The organism is Salinicoccus sp. HZC-1 (assembly GCF_046736035.1).
In the GTDB taxonomy this organism is placed as follows: domain Bacteria; phylum Bacillota; class Bacilli; order Staphylococcales; family Salinicoccaceae; genus Salinicoccus.
In genome coordinates, this window is sequence record NZ_CP177130.1 from 2,233,611 (window position 1) to 2,258,508 (window position 24,898).

The 24,898-nt window shown below is 43.1% G+C and carries 23 protein-coding genes and 1 riboswitch; of the genes, 6 read left to right on the top strand and 17 right to left on the bottom strand.

Features of this window, described 5'->3' with window-relative positions; all coding sequences use genetic code 11:
• Positions 1–60: 60 nt before the first annotated feature.
• On the top strand, positions 61–411 hold the full coding sequence (locus tag ACKRAT_RS11695) for a hypothetical protein (RefSeq protein WP_411842566.1): 351 nt from the start codon (positions 61–63) through the stop codon (positions 409–411).
• Positions 412–534: 123 nt separating this feature from the next.
• Here the strand turns inward: ACKRAT_RS11695 and ACKRAT_RS11700 are convergent, their stop codons facing one another.
• From ACKRAT_RS11700 to ACKRAT_RS11745, 10 genes are all read right to left on the bottom strand, one after another.
• On the bottom strand, positions 535–1,485 hold the full coding sequence (locus tag ACKRAT_RS11700; RefSeq protein ID WP_411842567.1) for an ATP-grasp domain-containing protein: 951 nt from the start codon (positions 1,483–1,485) through the stop codon (positions 535–537).
• Positions 1,486–1,576: 91 nt separating this feature from the next.
• Positions 1,577–1,682, bottom strand: a riboswitch (SAM riboswitch).
• A gap of 71 nt (positions 1,683–1,753) precedes the next feature.
• Entirely contained in the window at positions 1,754–3,256 is a 1,503-nt protein-coding gene (locus ACKRAT_RS11705; protein WP_411842568.1) for an FAD-dependent monooxygenase, read from the bottom strand.
• A 25-nt stretch (positions 3,257–3,281) separates the two neighbouring features.
• The gene (locus ACKRAT_RS11710) at positions 3,282–4,046 is read right to left on the bottom strand and encodes a glycerophosphodiester phosphodiesterase (protein ID WP_411842569.1); all 765 of its coding nucleotides are present in this window, start codon (positions 4,044–4,046) and stop codon (positions 3,282–3,284) included.
• A gap of 230 nt (positions 4,047–4,276) precedes the next feature.
• On the bottom strand, positions 4,277–4,894 hold the full coding sequence (gene hxlA, locus ACKRAT_RS11715) for a 3-hexulose-6-phosphate synthase (protein ID WP_411842570.1): 618 nt from the start codon (positions 4,892–4,894) through the stop codon (positions 4,277–4,279).
• A gap of 21 nt (positions 4,895–4,915) precedes the next feature.
• Positions 4,916–5,566 (bottom strand): ribose 5-phosphate isomerase A, encoded by a 651-nt coding sequence (gene rpiA, locus ACKRAT_RS11720; protein WP_411842571.1) that lies wholly within the window; start codon positions 5,564–5,566, stop codon positions 4,916–4,918.
• Entirely contained in the window at positions 5,567–6,853 is a 1,287-nt protein-coding gene (locus ACKRAT_RS11725) for a TRAP transporter large permease (RefSeq protein WP_411842572.1), read from the bottom strand.
• On the bottom strand, positions 6,853–7,347 hold the full coding sequence (locus tag ACKRAT_RS11730; protein WP_411842573.1) for a TRAP transporter small permease: 495 nt from the start codon (positions 7,345–7,347) through the stop codon (positions 6,853–6,855). The genes ACKRAT_RS11725 and ACKRAT_RS11730 overlap by 1 nt, the downstream gene beginning before the upstream one ends.
• A 22-nt stretch (positions 7,348–7,369) precedes the next feature.
• Positions 7,370–8,398, bottom strand: coding sequence for a TRAP transporter substrate-binding protein (locus ACKRAT_RS11735; protein ID WP_411842574.1), 1,029 nt, complete (start codon positions 8,396–8,398; stop codon positions 7,370–7,372).
• 13 nt (positions 8,399–8,411) lie between these two features.
• Positions 8,412–8,960, bottom strand: coding sequence for a 6-phospho-3-hexuloisomerase (hxlB, locus tag ACKRAT_RS11740; RefSeq protein WP_411842575.1), 549 nt, complete (start codon positions 8,958–8,960; stop codon positions 8,412–8,414).
• On the bottom strand, positions 8,947–9,951 hold the full coding sequence (locus ACKRAT_RS11745; protein WP_411842576.1) for a LacI family DNA-binding transcriptional regulator: 1,005 nt from the start codon (positions 9,949–9,951) through the stop codon (positions 8,947–8,949). The genes hxlB and ACKRAT_RS11745 overlap by 14 nt, the downstream gene beginning before the upstream one ends.
• Before the next feature lie 165 nt (positions 9,952–10,116).
• On the opposite strand from ACKRAT_RS11745, the gene ACKRAT_RS11750 reads away from it, so the two are divergent.
• The 3 genes from ACKRAT_RS11750 to ACKRAT_RS11760 all read left to right on the top strand — a co-directional run bounded on the left by ACKRAT_RS11750 (position 10,117) and on the right by ACKRAT_RS11760 (position 12,183).
• Positions 10,117–10,734 carry a pentapeptide repeat-containing protein gene (locus ACKRAT_RS11750; RefSeq protein ID WP_411842577.1) on the top strand — a complete coding sequence of 206 codons (618 nt, stop codon included), beginning with the start codon at positions 10,117–10,119 and terminating at the stop codon, positions 10,732–10,734.
• Positions 10,735–10,854: 120 nt separating this feature from the next.
• A complete protein-coding gene (locus ACKRAT_RS11755) occupies positions 10,855–11,745 on the top strand; it encodes a fructose bisphosphate aldolase (protein ID WP_411842578.1) in 891 nt (296 codons plus the stop codon).
• 237 nt (positions 11,746–11,982) lie between these two features.
• Complete coding sequence (locus ACKRAT_RS11760; protein WP_046790911.1) at positions 11,983–12,183, top strand: cold-shock protein; 201 nt, start codon at positions 11,983–11,985, stop codon at positions 12,181–12,183.
• Between the two features lie 209 nt (positions 12,184–12,392).
• Here the strand turns inward: ACKRAT_RS11760 and ACKRAT_RS11765 are convergent, their stop codons facing one another.
• The 3 genes from ACKRAT_RS11765 to ACKRAT_RS11775 form a co-directional block, all read right to left on the bottom strand.
• Complete coding sequence (locus ACKRAT_RS11765; RefSeq protein ID WP_411842579.1) at positions 12,393–13,664, bottom strand: glutamate-5-semialdehyde dehydrogenase; 1,272 nt, start codon at positions 13,662–13,664, stop codon at positions 12,393–12,395.
• Positions 13,665–13,669: 5 nt separating this feature from the next.
• Positions 13,670–14,503 carry a glutamate 5-kinase gene (gene proB, locus ACKRAT_RS11770; protein WP_411842580.1) on the bottom strand — a complete coding sequence of 278 codons (834 nt, stop codon included), beginning with the start codon at positions 14,501–14,503 and terminating at the stop codon, positions 13,670–13,672.
• Positions 14,504–14,850: 347 nt separating this feature from the next.
• On the bottom strand, positions 14,851–16,851 hold the full coding sequence (locus ACKRAT_RS11775; RefSeq protein ID WP_411842581.1) for a penicillin-binding transpeptidase domain-containing protein: 2,001 nt from the start codon (positions 16,849–16,851) through the stop codon (positions 14,851–14,853).
• 226 nt (positions 16,852–17,077) lie between these two features.
• Between ACKRAT_RS11775 and ACKRAT_RS11780 the strand changes: the two genes are divergently transcribed.
• The gene (locus tag ACKRAT_RS11780) at positions 17,078–17,317 is read left to right on the top strand and encodes an indolepyruvate ferredoxin oxidoreductase subunit alpha (protein ID WP_411842582.1); all 240 of its coding nucleotides are present in this window, start codon (positions 17,078–17,080) and stop codon (positions 17,315–17,317) included.
• A gap of 93 nt (positions 17,318–17,410) precedes the next feature.
• On the opposite strand, the gene ACKRAT_RS11785 is transcribed toward ACKRAT_RS11780, so the two are convergent.
• The 3 genes from ACKRAT_RS11785 to groES form a co-directional block, all read right to left on the bottom strand.
• Positions 17,411–17,980, bottom strand: a complete 570-nt coding sequence (locus tag ACKRAT_RS11785; protein WP_411842583.1) for a M15 family metallopeptidase — start codon at positions 17,978–17,980, stop codon at positions 17,411–17,413.
• A 197-nt stretch (positions 17,981–18,177) separates the two neighbouring features.
• A complete protein-coding gene (gene groL, locus ACKRAT_RS11790; protein ID WP_411842584.1) occupies positions 18,178–19,806 on the bottom strand; it encodes a chaperonin GroEL in 1,629 nt (542 codons plus the stop codon).
• 61 nt (positions 19,807–19,867) lie between these two features.
• Positions 19,868–20,152: a co-chaperone GroES gene (groES, locus tag ACKRAT_RS11795; RefSeq protein WP_411842585.1), complete on the bottom strand. Its 285-nt coding sequence runs from the start codon at positions 20,150–20,152 to the stop codon at positions 19,868–19,870.
• A gap of 175 nt (positions 20,153–20,327) precedes the next feature.
• On the opposite strand from groES, the gene ACKRAT_RS11800 reads away from it, so the two are divergent.
• Positions 20,328–21,080, top strand: coding sequence for a lysostaphin resistance A-like protein (locus ACKRAT_RS11800; protein WP_411842586.1), 753 nt, complete (start codon positions 20,328–20,330; stop codon positions 21,078–21,080).
• Between the two features lie 58 nt (positions 21,081–21,138).
• On the opposite strand, the gene ACKRAT_RS11805 is transcribed toward ACKRAT_RS11800, so the two are convergent.
• On the bottom strand, positions 21,139–24,783 hold the full coding sequence (locus tag ACKRAT_RS11805; protein ID WP_411842587.1) for a S8 family serine peptidase: 3,645 nt from the start codon (positions 24,781–24,783) through the stop codon (positions 21,139–21,141).
• Between the last annotated feature and the right edge of the window lie 115 nt (positions 24,784–24,898).

Genomic DNA, 24,898 nt, shown 5'->3' on the forward strand with positions numbered 1-24,898 from the left:
GAATGAAAAGACATGAAGGCATATACTGTTGCTCATAAACCAGTTAGAGGAGATAAATTCATGAAGAGAATCATAATGGGCACTGTATTTCTCATTGCCGGTATCATCCACTTTTTAAAACCGGGCAAATTTGCTAAAATCACCCCTGCATTCATCCCTTTTAAAACTTTCATCGCTTATTTTACAGGCGCTTTGGAATTCATTTTTGGAGTGTTGCTGTTGCTGGATAAGATCAGAAATTGGCAGTTGAGCGCCATGCAGAAATTCCTGTGGGCAGTTTTCCCCGCCAATGTTTATATGTATACACACCAGAAACAGCTCGGACTGCATAAACTGCCCGGCTGGGCACTGCTCGGGCGTCTGCCATTGCAGAGCTTGATGGTGGATATGCTTGAGGATATAAAGGGATAGAACTTGGGAGTATCCGATGTTCGGCCTATACGCCGGTAAGATATGTACACATGACATATCCAGAAGACGGAAAAATACAAAAAAACGAACTTTAATTAAAAAGTTCGTTTCCTGACAATTATTCTATTTACTTTCAACAAGGTTGTGTTTTAACAAATACCCTAAATACTTTGCAATCTCCAGCATGCCGTATTGTCTGCCCACTTCTTCTGCATTGCTGTTGTAATTCGTATTTGTGTTAATATCGTAAGTGTATATATTGCCTTCTCTGTCCCTGATGAATTCTATGCCGGCAATCTGAATATCGTTATGCTGAAGTACTTTTTTATACTTTTCAATAATAGGATTTTCGAAACCGTTTATAATCTGGAACTTCGGTGTTTCTCCAGCGTCATCACCCGCCGGGCAGAAAAGATCTTCGATTGAACATGCATCTGCAGGGCATAACTCGAAACCATCTGAAGTATCCACCATTACAGCGTATAAAAATTCGCCTCCGACAAATTCACATCTCGTGATGAATGGTTCGGGTGAATCAATATACTCCTGAATTAAAGTGATTCCATCTACCGGCACTTCAAATTCCTGGCTCTCCACATAGTTCCGAAATCCTTCCACTGATTGGAAAAGTTGAACGCCAAGCCCCTTGCCTGCCCGATTGTGCTTCGTGATAAAGGGTCTGCCATCGAATTTTTCAGCCGCTTCCACCAACTGTTCTTTACCCATAGCAGCGATTGTCTGCGGCGTTTTTACACCATATTTCTCAAGCTCCAAATATTGCCTTACTTTGCTCACTTCAAGACTTAAAGCATCACTGCCGTTAATGACCGTTCTGCCATGATGTTCCAGCCAGGCTAAAACTGCATTCGTCAGTTCCGGTGAAAACCTGTTTCCTCTAGTATGGGAAGATGCACTCATCCTATTATAGAAAACACCTTCCGGCGGCGCCTCATTCAAGTCAATATTGCCTTCAGTCATATTCCAGTCTTCATAAGGTAACTCAAGTTCATCAAAGCGTTTATACAAAGGGGCCGTCCATTCACTGTTCTCATGTATTACATAGATTTTTGACATATATTCAAGACCTTTCCATAACCTTTATCCAGAACCTAAAATTAAAAAAACGCTCATTTCAAATAAGAAAGAACGTAAAATCTATCGTCTTATCTTATCTTCCAGACTTTATAAGTCTGATGGAATTGGCACAGTATCGAAAGAATCTGCTGCCGAGATTTCACAGGGCCATGTCCCTCCACCTCTCTGGATAAAAATCAATTCATATTTATTTACTAGGTTATGGAATATATTAAAGGATACAGACTAAAGTGTCAATATGCAAACTCTATTTCATATAGGTTTTTTCATATTCAAAAAATCGTTCTACATTATTACTGTCATCGATCACAGCGATATGACCGTCCGGCCGGATCAGCATAACGGTGTTCTTTTTAACTCCGGCTTTATCCGCTTCGGCCGTCCAGTTATATTCACAGAATTCTAAACCCGAGTTTTTAATATGACGACGCATCTCACTGCTCGTCTGCCCGTATAGGTGATAATGAAAATCCAGGCTGTTTAACGGATCGTAATTATCCTTTTTTCCGTATTTGACCCAGGGCAGCCGGTCGCCCCCCTTTATCTTACCCGCTTTGCCTCTACTCAACATACTGTTGTCGTAATCAATATGTATTTGGGAAACCAGACGGAACATCATACGCCTCATTGCTTTAATCCGGACAAGATTCGGTGCTACATTCGACATGAATACATTTCTGATTATTTCTGAAAAAGGGCCGTCAGAGATGATACTTTTGAATACTTGATCTGTAGTGCTTACCAGAAGTCTCGCAAAGGGAATCCTTTCTTCTTCATAGGACTCTAAAATCTTTTCATCCATTTTTCCATCAATCACTTTGCCAAGTTTCCAGGATAGATTCATCGCATCTCCAATTCCAGTATTCATTCCCTGGCCGCCTGCCGGACTGTGGATATGACCCGCATCTCCGGCAAGGAATACTTTCCCTTTCCTGAAATGTTCACTCACCCTGTGGTGGACTTTATAAGTTGAGAACCAATTGACCGTTTCCGCTGTCACTCCAACTTGATTTTTCACGTAATCTTCAACATCTTTATAACGGGCTTCCTCTTTCTTTTCGACAACCTGCTCCGGGACAAGACCAATGATACGCAATGACCCGGACATTCTTACCGGCAGTACAAGCGCAAAACCTTCCCGTGACATATGCACCTGTACGCCTTCCACATCACTTTCGCCCATCACATCCGCAACAAAGAACACTTCCTCGTATGTGCCGCCGGGAAAGTCATATCCCATCTGCTTTCGCACGATGCTTCCCGGCCCGTCACAGCCGCATATATAATCAAAATCCAGTGATTCTGCACCCTCATTATTTTTTATGGCCGCTGTAACCTTATCCCCTGATTCTTCATATCCGGTCAGCTCCGTGTTCCATGCAACTCCGATATTTTTACCGTTTAGATATTCGATTACAATGCGTTCATGTTCATCCTGGGGGAGGCTCAGGACAAATGGAAAGCGACTGAGTCCCACGCCGATCTCTCCAAAGTCGATTCCGCCCCTTCTCCTCCCATCATTAAAAATGGCGACATTATCAGCGATGATGCCCCTTTCAATCATATTTTCTGCCAGACCGTACTGATCGTATAATTCGAGTGTCCTCGCATGGACAACCATGGCTCTCGATTCTTCGCCGGGGCCTTCCGCCTTATCTATAATTTTAAAAGGGATTCCCTGTCTTTCCAGTCCTACAGCCATCGCAAGGCCAGTCGGCCCCGCACCGACGATTAATACTTTATCTTCCATATAACCATCCCTCTGCGATTTAGTATTATTTTATTCCCTTTTCATTTGCGTCATACGCTTTTCGGGCCTCAATGATTTCTTCAGGATAATCTGTCATGACCGCTTCCACACCCAGTTCAAAAAACTTTTCCGCATCATTTTCATCATTCACAGTCCAGACTCTTACTTTATCCTCTGATGTCTTTATCCGTTTAGCATTCTTCAGGATTGCTTTCCCTGACAGATGAAGGGCATCCAATTTAAGAGTATTTATATAATCATATAATATAGACGGCATCTTTTTAGTCAGCCAGGCGATTCTGGAATTAGGATTGATTGTTTTCATCCTTATGATCGTCGGCAGGTGAAACGAAGAATAAATGACTTTATGCTCGATTGAATATCCACTGACCATGGCATCCACCTTCTCCTCGATGCCATCATATAAAAATTTATTCGTTTTGAATTCAATGTTCAGTTCTATATCATGATGTTCGGCGAGTTCGAGCACTTCTTTTAAACTCGGAACCTTTTCCTCATCCCATGCCGGCTGATAGCCTGCAAAATCCTTGAATCTGACTCCTGCACTCAAATTCCGCACTTGTTCGAAAGTCATATCTCTGACCCGGCCTTCGCCATTTGTTGTGCACTCGACTGATTCATCATGAATCACCACCAGTTCACCGTCTGAGGTCATATGGACATCGACTTCCAATCCATCCGCCCCCATTTCAATTGCCTTTTCAAAAGCGAGCATCGTATTTTCCGGATAAGTCCCCATGGCGCCTCTGTGTGCGAATATTTTAGTCATCAGTCTTCACTCTCCATTAAAATTAAAAAGGAGGACAAACATTTCAATGCCTGTCCTACTTTCAAGTCTATATATCAATCACCGGGCAATGTCCCCATCAATATAACCTGTTTCCATTCTTTTTACCCAATGACTGCTTTATGAAACGCTTTTGTCCAAGTATCCTTCCGTCTAAATTATATTCCACAAAAAAATTCCCGCTTTTTAATTTAGCGGGAGAAAAAAATATTTCAGCTGATTCGTTTTTTTAGCAAACCGGCTTTTGATTTTTTATCATCCGCCTTAGTTATACCGCTGCCTACAATGACAACAGAAGGATTCAATTCTAAATAGCTGCTCAAGTTATTTTCATTAATGCCGCCGGCAACATAAATGTCAAAATCGGTTTCTTTTAATACATCAAAGAATTCATCGGAGCCGGCATTTTCATTTTGCTGGTCTTTACCGATATGTGCACTGACAGAAGTAATACCGATTGTTTCCAGCTGTTTGAAAATATCAGGATTCTTATTGTTCAGCAGATCGACAACGACTTCTTTCTGTTCTTGTTGTGCGATTTCCTGACAGGACTTGATCGTATTGATATCTGCAAAGGACATGACTGTTATAATATCAGCACCATAGTCAAACGCGGTTTCACTTTCGCTTTTCCCCGCATCGCAAATTTTCACATCCGCCAAAACTGATGTTTCAGGGTATTTATCCTTGATCTCTCTGACGATGCCCAGACCATATTCCTTTATGACACCGGTCCCGACTTCGATGATATCTACTGCATCATTCACCTGTTCAAGTATATTAAAGCATTCATCATACGATAATCTGTCGAGTGCCACTTGAAGCTTCATAACAATCTTCCTTTCTAATAATCATTTGAGAATTTCGAATGTCTGTTCATCGAATGAGACAATCTCCTCAATGTATCTATCAAATATGCCTGTTTCCACCACTCCGGGAATATTCAATAACTTCTGCTGTAATTCAGACAGGTCACTAATGTTTTCGTAAGTGCAATCGATAATATAATTATCATTATCTGTTACAAATAAACCCCCGTCCTCTTTACGCATTTCTGTGGAAGCATCGGTTTCTTCAATGACCCTCTGCGTTATTTTATAGAGATATTTATTTACCTCGACCGGAATGGGCACCTTGTTAAAATCCTCCACTTTCTTATTCATATGTGCAATGAGGATGATTTTCCCAGAAAAATAATCAATCTGTTTCTCCCGAAGAAGCGAACCGCCCCCGCCTTTGACTGCAATGCATTCATCATTAAACTGATCTGCCCCGTCAATTGCCACATCAACCGACTCTGCATCAAAGATAACTTCCAGGTTCAGCCGCTTCAAAGCTTTTTCCGTTTTCAGCGATGTGGACAGAAAACTCACCTTCAAACCGTTCTTTTCAATATGCTTTTTCATTGCCGGCAAATACTTTTCAATCGTTGAACCCGAGCCCATTCCAATCACGCTGCCATCATCTATATAACGATTCAGATAATCAAACGCTTTTTCCATTTATTCGGCACCTCCAGCCATCATATCCGGTATTATGAATACAATACCCGGTACGAACGCGATCAACAGCAGCACTGCCAGAATAATCAGCAGGTATGGAATGACCGCCGCAAACGATCGTTCAATGGACAGGCCGGCAATTTTGGCCGCGATCAGCAGACACAAACCATATGGCGGTGTTGCGAGCCCGACTGCCAGAGTGATGACAACGATCAGACCAAGATGCACCGGATCAATTCCGAATGCTTCTGATGCCGGAAGTACAATTGGCACGAATAGGATCATTGCCGGAATCGCATCCATGAATGTGCCGACGACCAGGAAGAACCCGATGATCAGCAGCAGGAACACCCATTTGACCGAGATGTTCTCAGTAAAGAACTCCTGTGCCAATGTTGCCAGCTGGTAGTAGCTCAGCAGTTCACCCAGTGCACTGGCTGTAGCAAGTGCGAATAGTGATAGTGCACTTAAGGATAACGTATCAAAAATGATCTTCGGCAAGTCTTTTATTTTCAAAGTTTTATAATAGAACATGCCGATTAATAAGGCATAGACCGAGGCGATTGCTGCCGATTCGGTCGCCGTGAATATACCGGTCATTATCCCGCCGATGATGATGATGATTGTAAGTAATGCCGGGAATGTATCCAGAAACTTCTTCGCAATTTCTTTGAAATGCACTCTTTTGAAAGTAGGATATCCTTTTTTCACGGAAACGAAATATATGAATATCATCATACCGAGACCAATCAGTACACCCGGGATGATTCCCCCCAGGAAGAGCGTTCCGACTGATGCGTTGGCGACACCTGCAAAGATGATCATCGGGATGCTTGGAGGTATGACAACACCGATAGTAGAAGAGGCGGCAGTGACCCCTGTGGCCGTCTCTCTGTCATAACCATTTTTAATCATACTCGGTATCAGTATTTTACCCGTTCCCGCAGTATCTGCCTGGGCAGCACCTGAAACCCCTGCAAACATCATGGAAACAAGGACATTCGCCTGAGCGAGGCCCCCTTTTAACGGCCCGACGATCGCAAGGGCCAGGTCAATCATCTTTTCAGAAATTTTCCCTGAATTCATCAGGTTCGCTGCGAGTATGAATAACGGAACTGCAAGAAGGACAAATGAATCCAGTCCATTGACCATTTTCATCGGTATGATCACTTCCGGTATATCCGGTATGGTCATCATACCCAGCAGTGCAACAATACCAATGACAAATGCAATCGGAACACCGATGACGAGAAGTATGATAAATAGAGCGACTAGTAGAAATCCCATCAGTTATTGACCTCCTTTCCATTCATTTTCTTCAGAGTATTAAATGAATTCATAATATGGTTGATCGAATAAAGTACCATCGCCACTGACATGACCGGTACGGACAGCCATACAAATCCCATCTTGAATGCCGGCACCGTTTCCCATGTATAGTTCCAAAAATGCTGGAGCAGCTGGAAACCGTACATTGTGATGAACAGATTGAAAACCACCAGCAGCCCATCTATGAATATGTTCAGATATAAATTGTTTTTTCTTGAAATCTTCAGCTTGAGCATATCGAATGTAAAGTGCTCCTTGTGATTGACCATCACTGCTGCTCCCATGAAGATCGCCCAGATGAATGTATAATTCGCCAGTTCTTCCGTCCATAAGACCGACATTCCCAAATATCTGGTGATGATTTGTAAAATCGTGGCCAGGAAAAAGATGACCAGGAATATAATACCTACAGTAATTTGTACTTTTTCTATTGTTCTAATCAATTTATCCATTATTTCACCTCCGTAAATATTATTATTCCTGTTTAAGCTCCCGAATCTTTTCCAGTGTCTCTGTCATATCCAATTCTGTCGCCAGCTCATCCTGGATGGGTTTTGCGACCTCTTCCATCTCGCTTGTATCCATCTGATTCACTTCTGCACCTGCGTCAATGGCGATTTGCTTATATTCCTGTTCCTGTTCCGTTACCGCCTCTCTCTCCGCTTCTACAGATGCCTCCCCGGCCGACATTAATATTTCCTGGATATCTTCCGGATATTTATCGAACCTGTTGCCGTTTGTTAATAAAAATCTCGTAGTGTAATCGTGTCCGGTCTCTGTAATGTACTTGCCATTTTTTGTCGTATGATGATTCTGCTGTACGAAGTATGGATAAGAGTTCTCTGATGAATCGACGACATTCTGCTGCAGTGCCTGATACAGTTCGCCCCATGAAACTGAAGTGGGAATTGCACCTGTCTGTTCCCAGAAGTCTGCCACAACGCCTGAAGACTGGGTACGGATCGTCATGCCGTTCAGATCTTCCATTTCTTCAATCGGTTTTTTACCGTAATAATGTCTCGCACCTGCTGACCAGTATCCGAGCATCTTGAAGTCATTATTGGATTTCTCATTGACCATATCCGCAAATTCCTTGCCAATTTCGCCATCCAGGACTTGTTCCCAATGGTCATAGTTTTCAAATAAATAATGTAATGCAAAGAAATCAAATTCCGGAATCCCCGTTTTTGTCATAAAACCCGGTGATACTAAAACGACATCAGCCGCACCTACAACTAGCTTTTGAACGAGTTCCGGCTCTTCAGTACCGATGGTTCCTGCGTGCACTTCCACTTCGATTCTGCCGTCTGATTCTTCTTCTGCCACTTCTTTGAACTTTAGAAGGCCTGCCTGGTACGGGCTCTCAGTGGTAGTCTGATTATGGGCGGCAATAATTTTAATCGGTTCTTCTTTAGTCCTTTCGGCTGTCTCCTCAACATCCGAGCAGGAAACCAGCGACAGACTCACAACTGATATAAGCATTGTCAGAAAAAATTTTTTCATAATTAAAACTCCTCTATTCCAGGTTAAAATGTCTGGCTTTGATTTCTTCTTTATTTTTATCTGTTTTTCCATTCAGATAGATGATGAGGCCATCCAATACCAGATGCATCGATTGATCAAATTGATTACCGAGCGGCTGGATGGTAGGAATATCATTATTTTTAGTGCTCGCATTGATGAACAGCAGGGCGTCGAAGCGGCTTCTTAGCGCTTCATCCTCACTTGCAGTGACCAAGGCCGTCCGTCCGCCCAGCTGCGCCACTTTTTCAGTCATGGTATTCACTGAATGTCCCTTGCCCGAACCGCTTAAAATGATGAGCAGATCATTTCCTTTGAAAGCGGGCGTTGTCGTTTCGCCTATGACAAAAACACTGTAACCGCTGTGCATCAGGCGCATTGCGATCATTTTCCCAACCAGCCCGCTGCGGCCATTCCCATATATATATATGTTGCCGGCTCCTTCAATCTCCTGTGCCAAATTTTCAAATTCTTTTTCGTCCACCGCACTGCAGACCTTTTCGATTTCCTGAGATACCGTTTTCAAAATTTCATTTGCTTTCATATTCAATCACCGAATCCCTTTCTATTAATTCTGGTTTAAATCTGTGGATTTTAATTTCATATTCCTTTTTGTTGATGATTTCGAACAATGTCTGCGCTGCCTGCTCACCTATACTGAATGACGGCTGCGCGACGACAGTAATACCCGGATTGAAAAATTCAGCGAATTCAATATCATCTATACTGATGAGTGACAGATCCTCCGGAATATTTAAGCCATGTTTCTTTACCAGTTTTAAAACTTCAAACAATGCAAGGTCATTTGCGACGATCAGAGATTTCGGCAATGCATCCTTTTTAATGGCCTCATCCAGACTTTGGTGAATGAGCGCCAGTCCTCCCGATGTGGTAAACGGTTCCATCTTATGCCGGAAGCACAAATCCATATATGCGTTCTGCCGCTCTATTCTTGCTGAAATGTCTTCAATCGGCTGGGAGACAAATCCAATTTCTTCATATCCCTTATCAAGCAAGTGATTAAATGCAGTTTGAATTGCATTTTCATTATCCAGAAGAAAGGATGGAATCGAAATCCCCTCAATGAACCGGTCTACAAATACAACGGGATAATCATCCGCTACCAGCTTGGAAAACAATTCATCATTGTCGGAAGTAGGAATGATAACCAGACCATCGACCTGTTTCGCCAGAAGCATTTGAATATAGTCCTTCTCTTTCACCGGATCATTATCTGCATTGCATACGATGACGTGGTAATTTTCACCATGGGCATAATCTTCAATTGCCCGGATGACCTGAGTAGAAAAACTATGTAGAATATTGGCGACTATAATCCCGATGGTCATCGTTTTTTTATTCTTTAAGCTTTTTGCGATGACGTTTGGATTGTAATTCAGATCATTGATTGCAAGAGATATTCTTTCTCTCGTGTCCGGACTCATGTTTTTGTACCGTTCATTTAAATAATGGGAGACCGTGGTTTTTGAAACTTGCGCCGTCTTTGCAACATCATTTATCGTTATTTTTTTCATGAAGGAACTCCTGAGAATATTTACTAAACCGATTTAGTAAACCGGTTCACTAGATTATAAGATATATGTAAGCGTTTTACAACCGTATTTTAAAATTTAAGATTTTTCATGGTGTTTACTGTTATGATGGATGAAAAGTCAAGATTATGAATTGAGGTATTACATATGAAGAAAATGGATTTGGGACACCTTCCAGAATATGAGGAAACCACTGTCCGGCTGAATGAAGATATTGATGGGCATCAAATTACAAATTCGGATATTTATTTCGAGGAGGATTATAAAGAACTCTATCATCTGCTTATTGCAAAATCCCGCTTTAATGATGGTTTCGAAAACAGACATGTGATAAAGGTCCAGTTTTTCAATTGTGACTTCTCCAATATGAGATTCGATTCCTCCACTTTAAAAGACGTTGAATTCAATCATTGCAATCTGACAGGTACAGAATTCTCCAATTTAAATATGAAGTCTGTGGCATTCAACGAATGCAAGATGATGCTGAATAATTTTTCGAAATGTAAGTTTGAAGATGTCCACTTCAACGATATTCAATTTAAGCAGCTGTACCTCAATGAGGTCAAAATTAAATCGTTGGACTTCCGGCAGTGTACAATCAATGGATTTGAAGTGTTTGACACACCATTAAAAAATGTTGACCTTTCCAATATAGATATTGGGGAAATCACGGTGACAAAAGAGGATCTTACCGGCAGTATTATATCCGAGGCGCAGGCAAAGAAGTTTGTAGAATTATTTGGGCTCCGGGTTAAAAGGGAATAAAGTTGACTACGCGCCCATTCTGTTACAAAATTGGAATAGAAAGATCATTTGTAGTTAGTCGCATAGTCTTTTAGGGAATAGTAGAACCGAAGTATTTGAAAAGAATAAGGAGTGGAATTCATGAACCAAGAACAGTTTGATAAAGTTAAAAACGGCAAAGGTTTCGTTGCTGCACTGGACCAAAGTGGCGGTAGTACTCCAAAAGCGCTTAAAGCATACGGTATTATGGAAGATTCATACTCTGGCGAAGATGAAATGTTCGACCTTGTCCATGACATGCGTACACGCCTCATCACGTCACCTTCATTTAATGCAGATCAGATTCTGGGGGCAATTCTGTTCGAACAGACAATGGACAGAAAAATCGAAGGCAAATATACTGCCGAGTATTTAGCGGATAAAGGCATCGTTCCTTTCCTTAAAGTAGATAAGGGGCTGGCTGATGAAGCAAATGGTGTTCAATTGATGAAGCCGATTCCTAATTTGGATGATTTACTCGAACGTGCAAATGAGCGCGGTATTTTCGGAACTAAAATGCGTTCTAATATCCTTGAACCTAATGAACAGGGAATCAAAGAAGTGGTCGAACAGCAATTTGAGGTAGGCAAACAGATTATTGCTGCAGGCATCGTTCCGATTATTGAGCCTGAAGTAAACATCTACAGCGATAACAAAGAGCAATCTGAAGAAATCCTTAAAAATGAGATTGCCAAGCATCTGGATCAGCTGTCCGAAGATCAGAATGTAATGCTAAAACTTTCTATCCCTACAACTGCGAATCTATATAAACCACTCATAGACCATCCACGTGTGGTCAGAGTCGTTGCTCTCTCCGGCGGATACTCCCGCGAGGAAGCAAATGAAAAACTGAAAGAGAACGAGGACTTGATTGCGAGCTTCTCACGTGCACTTGCATCTGATTTGAATGCCAATCAATCCGATGAAGAATTCGACAAAGCATTGAAAGATGCCGTCGATACAATTTACGATGCATCAGTAAATAAGAAGTAATCATATCCGGTACTTTCCCTGTTGAAAGTGCCGGATTAATTTTTTTCACTTTTAGGGTAGACATTTATAGAAATATGATGTATAGTAACTGTAATAAGATTTTTAAGTACAGCAATATCTAATTCACATGTTACAAAGAGTAATCGTGACTAGACCGGTACTTTTTGTAATGTGTGAATTTTTTTATTCCAGCGTATTAAAGATTATTATTAAATTTATTTTTGGAGGTCATTATTTATGACACAAGGTACAGTTAAATGGTTCAACGCAGACAAAGGTTTCGGTTTCATCGAAGTTGAAGGTGGAGACGACGTATTCGCTCACTTCTCCAACATCGAAGGCGAAGGCTACAAAACACTTGACGAAGGTCAAGCTGTAGAATTCAATATCGAAGAAGGTCAGCGCGGACCACAAGCTGCTAACATCGTAAAACTTTAATAATATTCTTAGGAATATAGATTTACTTTTAGTTAGACTGAAAAGCCTGGACATTATTGTCCAGGCTTTTTTTGTGTTTAAAAATAAGGGAGTATTAATGTTTATCAGCATTGATGTTTCCCTGAGCAGGACAAATTCATATTTTAATGCAGCTCACCCTTAAAATAACCAAAAAAAAGATTCGGAACCTTTGTTCCGAACCCATTATTTTATTCCCTGATTTGTCCTGACCCTTCAATCACATACTTATAGCTCGTCAGTGCTTCAAGCCCCATAGGACCTCTGGCATGGAGTTTTTGTGTACTGATGCCAATCTCTCCGCCGAACCCGAACATTTCACCGTCTGTGAATCTTGTAGATGCATTGACGTATACTGCTGCAGAGTCAACGTCATTCAGAAAGTTCTGGATGGATTGGTAATCCGTCGCGGCAATCACATCCGAATGTCCTGTGGAATACTTATCGATGTGATCAATTGCGCCCTGATAGTCTTCGACTACTTTGACAGCAATTTCATAGCCTAAATATTCCTGGCTGTAATCTTCTTCTGTGGCCGGAGTAGCTTCCGGGATTAAATTACATGTTTCTTCATCCCCATGAATTTCAACGCCTGCTTCCAGCAGTGCTTTTCCTAATTCAGGGAGCATTTCAGCTGCTGCACTCTTATCGACCAGCAGTGTTTCCAAGGCATTACATACTGATACCCTGTGTGTTTTTGAGTTGATGAGCAATGACTTTGCCATTTCCAAATCTGCTGATTCATGTACGTATAGATGGCAGTTTCCCGTACCCGTTTCTATAACCGGCACTGTGGCCTGTTTTAATACCGCCTGGATCAGTCCTGCGCCGCCCCTTGGTATGAGGCAGTCCACACATTCGTTAAACTTCATGAATTTCGCTGCAAGTTCTCTTGAAGGATCCGTAATAAGCTGGATGCTCGTCTCTGGAACAGAAGTTTTAGCAAGTCCTTCCTGAAGTGCTTCAATGATTGCCTGATTACTGTTTAAAGCTTCTTTTCCGCCACGCAAAATAACGGCGTTTCCTGCTTTTAAACAAAGTCCGGAAGCGTCGACGGTTACATTTGGACGGGATTCATAAATAATGCCGATAACACCGAGCGGGACTCTTACTTTCCCGATTTTAAGCCCTTGATCATTCACCCATTGTCCATCACTTTGAGTTGTCGGATCAACGAGTTTTGTCATCTGGTCCAGACCTTCCGCCATTCCGGCCAGACGGTCTTCTGTTAATGTGAGCCTTTCGATCAGTGCATCAGTCAGTCCATTCTCTTTACCATTTTCAATGTCGATCTTATTGGCGGATAAAATCTTTTCTTCATTGTTTTTTAAGCTTTCCATCATTGCAGACAGCGCTTCGTTCTTTTCTGTCGCTGACAGGCCTCTTAAAACTTTTGCCGCCTGTTTTGCTTTAGTGCCTAACTCCTGAAGTGCAGTATCCTCTGTTAATACTTGTTCTGTCATCTAAATTAGTCATCTCCTTGTAAAAGTAATTCAGCTTCATCTTTTTTAAATAATGTTCCTACTTCTTCACCGTTGAGAATGTCAAAAATAATGTTTGGATTTTCTGCGGAAGTGATAATCATGGACTTATTAATGCCCATCATTTTTTGTGCTGCTTTGAGTTTTGTTTCCATTCCGCCTGTCGAAAAGACTGAACCTGCTCCACCAGCCATGGAAAGGACATCTGTATCTATTTCACCTACGAATGGAATTAGAGAGGCTGTTGGGTCTGTGTGGGGGTTAGAATCATATAAACCGTCGACATCGCTCATGATAATGAGCAGATCTGCTTCGACAAGTTCTGCAACAACAGCTGCAAGAGTATCATTTTCACCGAACTTAGTGCAATGTCCTGATTCATCTACTGAAACAGCATCATTTTCGTTGATTATGGGAATAATGTTCTTACTTAGCAAGGAATTGATAGCTATGTTACAATTGTTTGATGAATTGGGATAGTTAATGATATCTCGTGTCATGAGGATTTGTCCGACATATTGTTCATAGTGCTGGAAAAAACGGCTGTACAAACTCATTAATGCACTTTGTCCAACAGATGCCAATGCCTGCTGCTCTGCGACTGCGCTGGGATACTCATCCATCTTCAACGTACTTGCGCCGACACCTACTGCACCGGAAGATACTAAAATAACTTCCTTCCCCTGCTGCTGTAAGCTGGAACATACGAAAGAGAGACGATCTATTTTATGATAATCTACTTCCGTCGGGGATTTCATAATGGAATTTGTACCTATTTTAATGACAACGCGTTTACAATCTTTCAAAACTTCACGATTCATCCATTTCACTCCTATGTGTGTAAAAGATAATGTTTTTAATTATACAGGTTTCCGTATATAAATCCACCCTATATCCCGGATTTTCCGCAATTTTTCCGAATTAAAACGTTTTCATTTTAAAAAATGTTTCCTTTTTACCCTTATTTAACATAAAGTTTACCATTTTTAGCAAAGAAAAACGCATAAAGGTTTAAATCGATAAAAATGTTAATTTGAAGGTGCTAAGTATATATACAGCACAGTATTAAGCGCCATTTACATATAGCTCGCCAAAGTGCTTATGGATAATGTACCCGGAAAATGAGAAGAGACCAATCAAAAAATAAAATGATTGGTCTCTTCTTATATTACTCTCCATTCAAATCATCATGTATCTCCGCAAACTTGGTTGCCGTGTACTCACTCATGCCCCTGTCTTCCACATCTTCCACATAAAGGCTCATGATCATATCTTTTTCACTTTGGTCATAACCGATGAACCAGCCTGTCTCAGAGCCTCTTGTGTCCTGCGACATCTTATTCTCGCTCGTACCGGTTTTACCTGCGAATTCAGCGTAGTCCCGCTCTGCATCGTCCGGATGGTTTTCAGTGACTACTGTCCTCATTGCTTCTTCAAGATAATCGAGGTTTCCCTGACCTGTGATATTTTCAATCTGTATTTTGTCTTCTGATTCTTTCAGAATATGCGGCGTGTAAATATCCCCTCCATTTATTACTCCTGCGTAAATGGATGTAATCTGAATTGGCGAAATCAGCAGTTCGCCCTGGCCATAGGCAGTGTCGGCGAGGAGGATGTCCCCGTCGATCGTCCCTTCATTTGATACCTGGCTCGTGTAGATCGGATAATCCGTATCATATTCGGCGCCGATGCCCAGATCTTTCATGCCCTGGACGAACGTTTCTGCACCAAGTTCCAGGGCAGTCTGTGCCATATAGATATTATCCGAGAATGTCAGCGCGCGCTTCAGGTCGAACTCGCCGTCAATCTCATGGTATCGGTTCACTTCATATCCTCCCCATGAGACATCGGGCTGCCAGCCATTACCTGAAATATTTCTGGTGGCATCTTTGTCAAAGCCTTCTGAATTCATCGCAATGACAGATGTTAATATCTTCTGGGTCGATCCCGGTGAGGTTGTTCTGTTGAATTTATTAAGTAATGGATTATCCTCGTCCTCATTCAGCGCTTCATAGTCGGACTGGGAAATGCCGAACATGAAATCATACGGGCTTGGACTCGGGTAGCTTACTGTTGCCAACATATCCCCGTTGGATGGATCCATCGCCACACTTGCCCCTGAATCTTCCTCCATATTGGAGTAGATGGTCTGCTGAATCTCTTTATCGACCGTCAGTGTAATATCCTCACCATCTTCAGCTTCCTTGGAGAATAAAGTTTCCACCGCCTCACCATTTTCATCAACGATGGCAATATCATAGCCGCGTGAGGGCTTGAGTCTCTCTTCATAAATTTTCTCAATCCCGCGCTTACCGATAATGTCGCCGGACTGGTATCCCTCACCCGCTTCCAGCTCCTCTTTTGTAATTTTCCCAACGTAACCAAGCAGATGGAATGCTGCGTCATCGAGAGCATACTCCCGTGCGGGTGATTCATTGACAGAGAGTCCCTTTTCACTGAATGCTTCTTTTTCTTCTTCCGTAAATTGGTTGGTATCTTTGACCGGTACGAACATGCCCTCTTCAATCCAGGACTGGTCGAATATGCTCTGAAGACTCTCTTCACTCATTTCAAGTGTTTCACTAATACTTAAAACGTCTTCTTCCTCGGTTGTGCCGGCTGTGTATCCAACCGTTTCTTTCGTACCGTTGAATGCAAGCTTTTCTCCGTTCCTGTCCAGAACCTCCCCGCGCTGTCCGGCGGTGAAATCCATGCTGAGTTCATTGTTATCCAGACCGGGTATGATCAAATCCGGCGTCCATTCCACGAACCAGTCACCCGCTTCTTCATTATAGGAGAGCAAAATTTCGTAATCCCGCTGGAGCTCACCATACGCGGTATCAAGTGTCAGATCGCCTGCAAACTTCTTCTGCGTCTCTTCAGATTCCCCTTCCACTTCCTTGATGTTTTCCAATTTAACATCTGTTACGCCTAAATCATTAAACAGCTGTTTATTACGGTCAGCCACCGCTTCCTCTGAATAGGAGGATTTCGCATCTTCGCTTACGAATCCATAAAGTTCATTGTAATTCTGTTCCTGGAAAGCTTTAGTGAAACCATCCAGCGTCTCTTCTTCCGACTTCTGAAAGAATCCGGAATTAATCAGGAAGAAAACGCCGGCACCAATTACCACAACAGCTAAAACAATCCATACTACTACTTTTTTCACCGTCTCACCCTAACATTAAAATCATCAATTACAGTCATTATACTAGACTTCCTGCAGCGCTGAAACAATTGGTCCTCTGCAAATTGTTACAATATTTAAAAAATCCTACTTAGTGCCTATTACATATCTTTCGTATTTGACCTATGATTAAATATAGCTTACCATTTAAATATATTAATTTATAAGAACATCCACATTGGATTCTTATAATTAGGAGGTAACCACTATGGCATATGTAATTCTTCAACCGTGTATGGAAGAGAAGTCCGGAGATTGCGTTGAAGTTTGTCCCGTTGACTGTATCGAGGAAGGTCCGGATCAGTTTTACATCGATCCTGAAATATGCATCGACTGTGGTGCATGTGTAACAGCCTGCCCGGTAGATGCGATCGTAGAAGAATACGAAATGACACCCGCAGATGAGCCGTTCCTTGAAAAAGCCGAGAAGTTCTTCGGTGTTAAGTAATAATTACAATTTAACAGATCTAATCCCCCTGGGAATACTGAAGCATTAGTTCTTCTGTAGCCCCAGGGGGATTTTTTTACAGCCGGGAGATTTTTATTCAGCCGTGGCCGCAGCATCATCCTTCGGCCGCCAGCCGTTTTGAAGCTGGTCGATGCTGAGACCAAAGTCCATTTGCAGATGTGGATAATCAGGTGAACTCTCCCACTCGCCACCCCATTCAAACCCCAGGTCTTTTGCGATCCCGGCGACTTCAAACCAGTCCGCCTGGCCATTGTCGTTGCCATCATATTCAGTATCCCAAATAATCTCACCATCCGCATCCCTTAGTGCAAAATCAATGGCCAGACCATAGTTGTGATAGGATTCTCCCCCTTTGGCATTTGTGACAATATCACCTTCGGCCGACCGTCCCTCGGCATATAATTCATTCTGCTCATCGACAGAGCGGATTCCATCTGTGATGACAACTTCTATATCTGAATCAGCCGCCTGTTCCACCAGCATATTTTTGTTTTCTTCAACGACCGGATGCAGTTCATCCGGAACCGGAGCCCCTTTATCCCCTTTCTCATATCTGTCATCCATACGGTTGCAGGCAGTAGATAATATGATCATGACCATAATGATTGTACTTGTAAGAAGTTTTTTTCTCATGTATTTCATTTACTTCTGCCTCCTCTTGGAAGTAAACCATATCCAATTCTGCAGTCGTCTTCAATATATACGGTTTCTGTGAATTAAAAAGAGGAATGTGACTCTCCTTTATAAGAATCCACTTATTTACCGCATACACTGATTCATGAAAAAACGAGATTTGCCCTCAGGCAAACCTCGTCGTAAAAAGTATTATTCAATATGCCTTACATCATGCCCGGCATGCCGCCCATGCCGCCGCCCATGTCTCCGCCGCCGGCGTTTTCATCCGGAATATCGGCAACTACTGCTTCTGTAGTGAGGAACATGGCTGCAACGGAGCCTGCATGCTGCAGTGCAGAACGCGTTACTTTTGTCGGATCCACGATACCTGCATCTATCATGTTTACCCATTCGTCTGTTGCTGCGTTGTAACCTATGCCCGGCTCTTGAGTTTTCAGTCTTTCAACTACAACCGAACCTTCAAGCCCTGCATTTTCAACGATTTGACGAATTGGTGCTTCCAGTGCCTTAAGAACAATGTTTATACCAGTTCTCACATCACCTTCCGCTTCGATTTCGGATACTTTTTTGTGTACGGAAACAAGTGCTGTTCCCCCACCCGAAACGATGCCTTCTTCTACTGCTGCACGTGTTGAGTTAAGTGCATCTTCGATGCGCAGCTTACGTTCTTTCATTTCAGTTTCAGACGCAGCACCAACTTTGATTACTGCCACACCGCCTGAAAGTTTAGCCAGACGTTCCTGAAGTTTTTCTTTATCGAAGCTTGAAGCTGTTTCTTCCAGCTGTGATCTGATCTGACCGACACGTGCCTCGATATTATCTTTTTCTCCAGCACCTTCAACGATTGTAGTGTTGTCTTTGGAAACGTTGACTTTGGAAGCTGTACCCAGCATATCGACCGTTGTGTCTTTAAGATCCAATCCAAGATCTTCAGTAACTACCTGTGCGCCTGTGAGCACTGCGATATCTTCAAGCATCGCTTTGCGGCGATCGCCGAATCCCGGTGCTTTCACAGCAATCGCTGTAAATGTGCCGCGGAGTTTGTTCAGTACGATATTCGCCATTGCATCCCCTTCAACATCATCAGCAATGATGAGGATCGGACGGGATTGCTGAACCACCTGCTCAAGAAGCGGGAGGATATCCTGGAAGTTTGAGATTTTCTTATCTGTAACAAGGATATATGGGTTGTCCAGGTCTGCAACCATTTTCTCGGAATCTGTAACCATGTATGGTGAAGTGTATCCACGGTCAAACTGCATACCTTCCACAACTTCAAGTTCAGTTTTGAATCCGCGGGATTCCTCAATTGTGATAACGCCGTCTTTTCCGACTTTTTCCATCGCTTCGGAGATATAATCCCCGATTTCAGGGTCATCCGAAGAAATTGCACCCACCTGTGCGATGGACTCTTTATCCTGCACGGGACGGGAAATGTTCTGAAGTTCTTCCACTGCAACTTCAACCGCTTTGCCGATACCCGCTCTGATACCTACCGGGTTTGCACCGCTTGTAACGTTTTTAAGACCTTCCTGAATCATGGACTGGGCAAGCACTGTTGCTGTTGTCGTACCGTCACCGGCAATTTCATTCGTCTGGTTCGCTACTTCCGCAACCAATTTTGCACCCATGTTTTCATATGCGTCTTCAAGTTCGATTTCTTTTGCGATTGTTACACCATCGTTAGTAATCAGTGGTGAAGTAAATGATTTATCCAAAACGACATTACGTCCTTTTGGTCCGAGCGTTACTTTTACAGCATTTGCAAGTTTGTCAACACCATCGAGCATTGACTTACGAGCATCTTCTGAGAACTTTAATTCTTTTGCCATGTGTAAAATTCCTCCTAAAGAAAATCAAAATCTTTATTTGTTGTAATTTTATAATTGATGATTAGCCGATAATTGCCAGTATATCCGTATCTGCAATAATCAAATAATCCTGGTTTTCATGTTTAACTTCTGTTCCGGCGAATTTGGAATAAACCACCCGGTCGCCTTCTTTAACTTCAAGGTCCACCCGAGTGCCATTCTCTAATACTTTCCCCGAACCTACAGCTACAACAGTACCTTCCTGTGGTTTTTCTTTTGCTGATTCAGTTAAGATGATGCCGCTCTTTGTTGTTTCTTCCTTTTGAGTCAAATCAATAACTACTCGATTGCCTAATGGTTTCAACACGTGAAAGCCCTCCTTAAGTAAAGTCAAAATATAATGATTTTTAGCACTCGTTTGTTCTAAGTGCCAACAATTAAATAATAATCAAAGTTGGTCAAGAATGCAAGGATTTTCTCTTTGCTTTAACCTAACAATAATTTCATGTAAAATAAAGCTATTGAAAACTGGAGGTTCTATTGTGAGACAGCTATACAGCGTACTAATTATCATCGTATTCATCGCAGTTCAATTAGCCGTAATACCCATATCTATGATTTTGGCTTTTACCAACCCGTCAATCACTGAAACAGAAATGCTGGATCAGGTCATGCCCTACCAGGCAATCGCTTTTGCTGTCGGTGTTATTATTGTAATCGCCATCGGACAAATCCATAAAAATAAAAACAGGATTGAACGCGGCAAACAGGCCGATATCCCAGTCACCATCGCATGGATTGTCGGCGGTGTATTCCTCGCCTATGGCTCTCAGGTTTTAGCCGGCCTCATAAATGTCTATGTACTCGGCAATCCTCTTGAGAGTGAAAATACTTCAGGAATCATTGAGATGATCGAGTCTGCACCATTTATGATACTGGTCGTTGCATTGCTTGGTCCCATTTTAGAGGAATATGTATTCAGACGGGCGATATTCGCTGAAATCTATGAAATGATTCCGGGATCGAAAATCATCGGCTTCCTCGTTGCCGGTTTCCTGAGCGGCCTGGTTTTCGCGGTTGCCCACTGGGATTTTACACATATAATCATTTATCTTGCGATGGCATACACGTTCAGTTTCCTCTATGTAATCAGCGGTCGGCTGCTCGTGCCGATACTCGTCCATATGATCATGAACGGCGTTGTTGTAATCATTCAGGTTTTGGCCAAAGATTATATAGAACAACTGGAAGAAATACAGAACGGTCTGAGTGTTATCATTCATCTGTTACTTTAATTTATAATTTCAATCAAAAAGCGGATCCCAATGGATCCGCTTTTTTTGATACCTGTTTTTAATTTTGCTGGATGACTACATATGAAGATGGCGCTGTTGTTTCAATCACCTGCTGTTTTTTGTTGTATTTCGATTTAACAATCCTTTCCGCCGTAATATCATAGACATCAAAATGCCTGCCCGGCGACTCGATCATTATGCTCATCGCTGCATCCAGATTTGTAATCGTCTCGGATTCAGCTCCATTTCTGCCTGTCAGAAGCACTTCATAAATATCGCTGACCTGGTTCTCCGACGTTTTAGGCGAACGCAGGACTTGTACTTCAACCGACTCATATGCCATAAACTGTTTGAAGTTGCCAACAGTAAGCTGGACAGCAGAGCCTTCCACATTGAGCACCACTGTTTTATTCGGTCTCATATTTGAAAGTTCGGTAATGAGGGCGTTGGAAAGCGTTACAGCCGCCGAACCGTCTGCAATATATTCTCTTGGTATTGAGACATGAATGTCTTTAGTACTGTTTTTATTCATGCCACTTTCTACATCCTGAAGCGTCAATTGATATGAATTTGATTCATCAGGCGGTGTGCTGTCATCAGGAAGTTCTTCCAGCCCTTCGACAATGGTATCCTCGTCAAAGTTCACTGTATATGGATAACTGGCACTGTTGCCGGCTGCATCTGTAAAATCAAGTGTTAAATGATATGACCCTGCATAGCCGTTGAAATCAAGCGCCATTGTGCCATCTGGATCGACTTGGACTGCCCCTGCTTCGCTTCCGCTGCCATTTTCCAGCACATATGTGCCATTTATAAAGATATTCGGATCGTAGGTGAGGCCGTAGTCTGCTTCAAGTACCGGCAGTGCATCTACATACAGATCACTGACAGATGCCGTCACCATGCCTTCGGAAACAGACGGTTCAGACAGCTGTGTCGATTCCCGTTTTACAAACAGCGGTCCATCGTACTGGCTTTCAGCTGTACCGCTGTGAAGTGAGTATGCATCAATGGTATACACGCCATCCGGCACATCATAATAAACATATTCATCATTTTCGATATTGTACATTGTACCGTCAACGGGTACGGTGACTGATGACTGGATACCTGTTTCCAGAGCGATATCACCAATAAAGCCATCACCATTGGGTCCATCTGTTGGATTCAGAAGATCAAACCAGCTGAACAATGTCATATCCTGGGGATTATGGAATGATGCATAGACGGATGTCGCGTCCTGAACACCATCTCCGTTCGGTGATATGTGATACGCATTCAGATAGTATTCATTGAATCCTGTTTCCAGCGGCTCGGCCAAGCCGGCAGCAAAAGGTACGGAGTATGTGCCGGCATCACTGGTTACATTGATGTAGCCCAGGAATTCGTTCCCCGGCTCCTCAACACCTGCCGGCACATTCAGATTAAACTGTACGGTCTGCGTACCGTCTACTGTAATGCGCTCTGTATCCGGAGTCAGAGTCGTCCCTGCCATCGATCCTGTCGGCGCCTTCGTGGTAACGACTTCAAAACTGTAGGTGGTACTTCCGCCCGAGATATTTTCAATGATCAGATTTTTTGTCACTGTCTGTGCTTCCTGTCCGGGGCTGATATAGCCAAATGACATTGTGCCCCGGGTATGGTCATATGTCTGTCCGTCCATTGCCGACTGATGCGGCACTTTCAATAATGTTCCTGTGGTTGCGGCTGCATAGGGCTGCACCAACCCGGCCCCTTGGGCAAATACATCATATGAGGTTGTATCCAGAACTTTCGCAGTATTGCTCATTGCCGATTTGATGTCGAATGCATCCCATTCAGGATGCAGTTCAACCAGCAGTGCGGCAATCCCTGCAGCATGCGGTGTGGCCATTGACGTGCCCGTGTAGTGCGCGTATGCCTGACTGTAGTCCGCCCCTTCGAATACCGGTACCGTAGACAGAATATTCGTGCCCGGTGCCGAAATATCCGGCTTGATATCGAAATTCGGTGTTGACGGGCCTCTGGATGACGATGCATTCACCTGATCTCCGGATGTCACTGATTCCTCGAAGCTGTTGAAAGTCACCGTGCCGCTGCCCGCCTCTTCTACAGCTGCAGCAAGTTCCGCCCCCAGTGTATGGGAAACATCCAGCACCGGTATGAACTCAAATGCGGTTCCGAGGAAAACATCCACCGGTCCCGGCGCGTTCGTTCCCTCGGCGGAATTATAAATGATAACCCCGGCAGCACCCTGATCTTTGGCATTTGCGATTTTATCTACGAAAGCAATCTCGCCCCGCTGGATCAGAGCGATCCTATCCTGTACATTAAGGCCTTCAAAGTCCCCCGGTTTCCCTAATCCGGGCACTTTGACAACCTCCATCGTGCCATTTACCTGGTCCTCGGGAGGAACACCGATTTGATATGCCATGAAATCAGCATCTGCCGTCTGTGAAAATCCGCCGGCTTCAAATGTCACATTTGCTGATGTCCGCTGTTCAGGGAGTGTCGTATTTCCCACACTGATTGCCATCGTGCTGGTTGCAGGCCCCCCGATTGTTGACCGTTCCGGTCCGGTGTTACCGGTTGCTGCCAGTGAAACGGTTCCCAGCAGCATCGCATTGTTCAAGGCAAATGCGTTTGCCTGGCTCTCATCACTCAGAGTATTTCCCAGTGATAAGTTGATAACATCCATGCCATCTTCAACAGCCCCTTCAATGCCGCCGATGATCCAAGAAGTATAACCACTGCCGTATGCTCCCAGCACACGATATGCATGCAGATCGACATTCGGTGCCACACCGATCATCCCGTAGTCATTTTTCCCCTGTGATGCGATCGTGCCGGCTACATGGGTGCCATGTGTGGTCCAGTATGAACTCCCATTCTGGTCATATTCAGGCAGTGTATCCGGCCGTTCTTCCGGTGAAGTTTCATACGGATCGTCAGCCGGCCGCTCTCCGACATAATCCGGGCCATTTACATAGTTTCTTCCTCCTTGATAGACATCAACGAGATCCGGATGGTTATAATCAATGCCTGTATCAATGACGCCGACCTTTACGCCCTGTCCTTTATTGCCAAGTTCCCATACTTTAGGAATTTCCAAATGGGTGATTCCTGCGATATACCCTGGATGAACATCTTCCTGGGATACATCTGTTATCCCCTCAGTGTTCAGGCTGTCGGCAATTTCTTTTTCAGGGTCCAGTTGTACGAAGAAGTCTTCTTCGACCAAAGCAACCGCTTCAACTTCAAGCAGTTTTTCAAGATCCGCCGCTGCAACTGTCATAGATTGGGCATTTAATACGGTATTATATGTATTTCCTTTTTGAAAGCTGATATTTTTATTCCTCATGCTGTGTTCAGCCTGTTGCTGCTGCTTCTCTATCTTTTGTCTGACTTGATCCGCATCAAGCCCTGACCATTTTTTCCCTTGTGACTGTATCATTCCCCTTGCCAGTCCGACTGATGGCTCCTTGTAATGCACAATGACATTGACATTGCCTTCAGAATTTTCAAGACTTTCTCCCAGCTGGGCCGGGCCAGACAAAACTTCCAGCTGTTTCTGCACATTCCGGTATTTCTCCAGATGCACTTCGTTTAATGATGGTGTGTGATTTGGTTTGCCCAGCTCATTGGCAAGGACTGTCGATGAGAATGCACTGAAAACCATCAAGAATATGCTAAATAATAAAAACATCCGCTTGAATGACTGCATGATTGTTTCTCCCCTCTAGATAATGAACGATTTGAAATGTTCCAATTTCAAATCGTTCATTATTAGAATATACATCTTTACATGAAGAAACAAGATTATTTCGATATTCGAATTA

Coding starts and splice junctions, on each gene's coding strand:
- ACKRAT_RS11695 (WP_411842566.1), top strand. CDS start 61: ATGAAGAGAATCATAATGGGCACTGTATTTCTCATTGCCGGTATCATC.
- ACKRAT_RS11700 (WP_411842567.1), bottom strand. CDS start 1,485: ATGTCAAAAATCTATGTAATACATGAGAACAGTGAATGGACGGCCCCT.
- ACKRAT_RS11705 (WP_411842568.1), bottom strand. CDS start 3,256: ATGGAAGATAAAGTATTAATCGTCGGTGCGGGGCCGACTGGCCTTGCG.
- ACKRAT_RS11710 (WP_411842569.1), bottom strand. CDS start 4,046: ATGACTAAAATATTCGCACACAGAGGCGCCATGGGGACTTATCCGGAA.
- hxlA (WP_411842570.1), bottom strand. CDS start 4,894: ATGAAGCTTCAAGTGGCACTCGACAGATTATCGTATGATGAATGCTTT.
- rpiA (WP_411842571.1), bottom strand. CDS start 5,566: ATGGAAAAAGCGTTTGATTATCTGAATCGTTATATAGATGATGGCAGC.
- ACKRAT_RS11725 (WP_411842572.1), bottom strand. CDS start 6,853: ATGGGATTTCTACTAGTCGCTCTATTTATCATACTTCTCGTCATCGGT.
- ACKRAT_RS11730 (WP_411842573.1), bottom strand. CDS start 7,347: ATGGATAAATTGATTAGAACAATAGAAAAAGTACAAATTACTGTAGGT.
- ACKRAT_RS11735 (WP_411842574.1), bottom strand. CDS start 8,398: ATGAAAAAATTTTTTCTGACAATGCTTATATCAGTTGTGAGTCTGTCG.
- hxlB (WP_411842575.1), bottom strand. CDS start 8,960: ATGAAAGCAAATGAAATTTTGAAAACGGTATCTCAGGAAATCGAAAAG.
- ACKRAT_RS11745 (WP_411842576.1), bottom strand. CDS start 9,951: ATGAAAAAAATAACGATAAATGATGTTGCAAAGACGGCGCAAGTTTCA.
- ACKRAT_RS11750 (WP_411842577.1), top strand. CDS start 10,117: ATGAAGAAAATGGATTTGGGACACCTTCCAGAATATGAGGAAACCACT.
- ACKRAT_RS11755 (WP_411842578.1), top strand. CDS start 10,855: ATGAACCAAGAACAGTTTGATAAAGTTAAAAACGGCAAAGGTTTCGTT.
- ACKRAT_RS11760 (WP_046790911.1), top strand. CDS start 11,983: ATGACACAAGGTACAGTTAAATGGTTCAACGCAGACAAAGGTTTCGGT.
- ACKRAT_RS11765 (WP_411842579.1), bottom strand. CDS start 13,664: ATGACAGAACAAGTATTAACAGAGGATACTGCACTTCAGGAGTTAGGC.
- proB (WP_411842580.1), bottom strand. CDS start 14,503: ATGAATCGTGAAGTTTTGAAAGATTGTAAACGCGTTGTCATTAAAATA.
- ACKRAT_RS11780 (WP_411842582.1), top strand. CDS start 17,078: ATGGCATATGTAATTCTTCAACCGTGTATGGAAGAGAAGTCCGGAGAT.
- ACKRAT_RS11785 (WP_411842583.1), bottom strand. CDS start 17,980: ATGAAATACATGAGAAAAAAACTTCTTACAAGTACAATCATTATGGTC.
- groL (WP_411842584.1), bottom strand. CDS start 19,806: ATGGCAAAAGAATTAAAGTTCTCAGAAGATGCTCGTAAGTCAATGCTC.
- ACKRAT_RS11805 (WP_411842587.1), bottom strand. CDS start 24,783: ATGCAGTCATTCAAGCGGATGTTTTTATTATTTAGCATATTCTTGATG.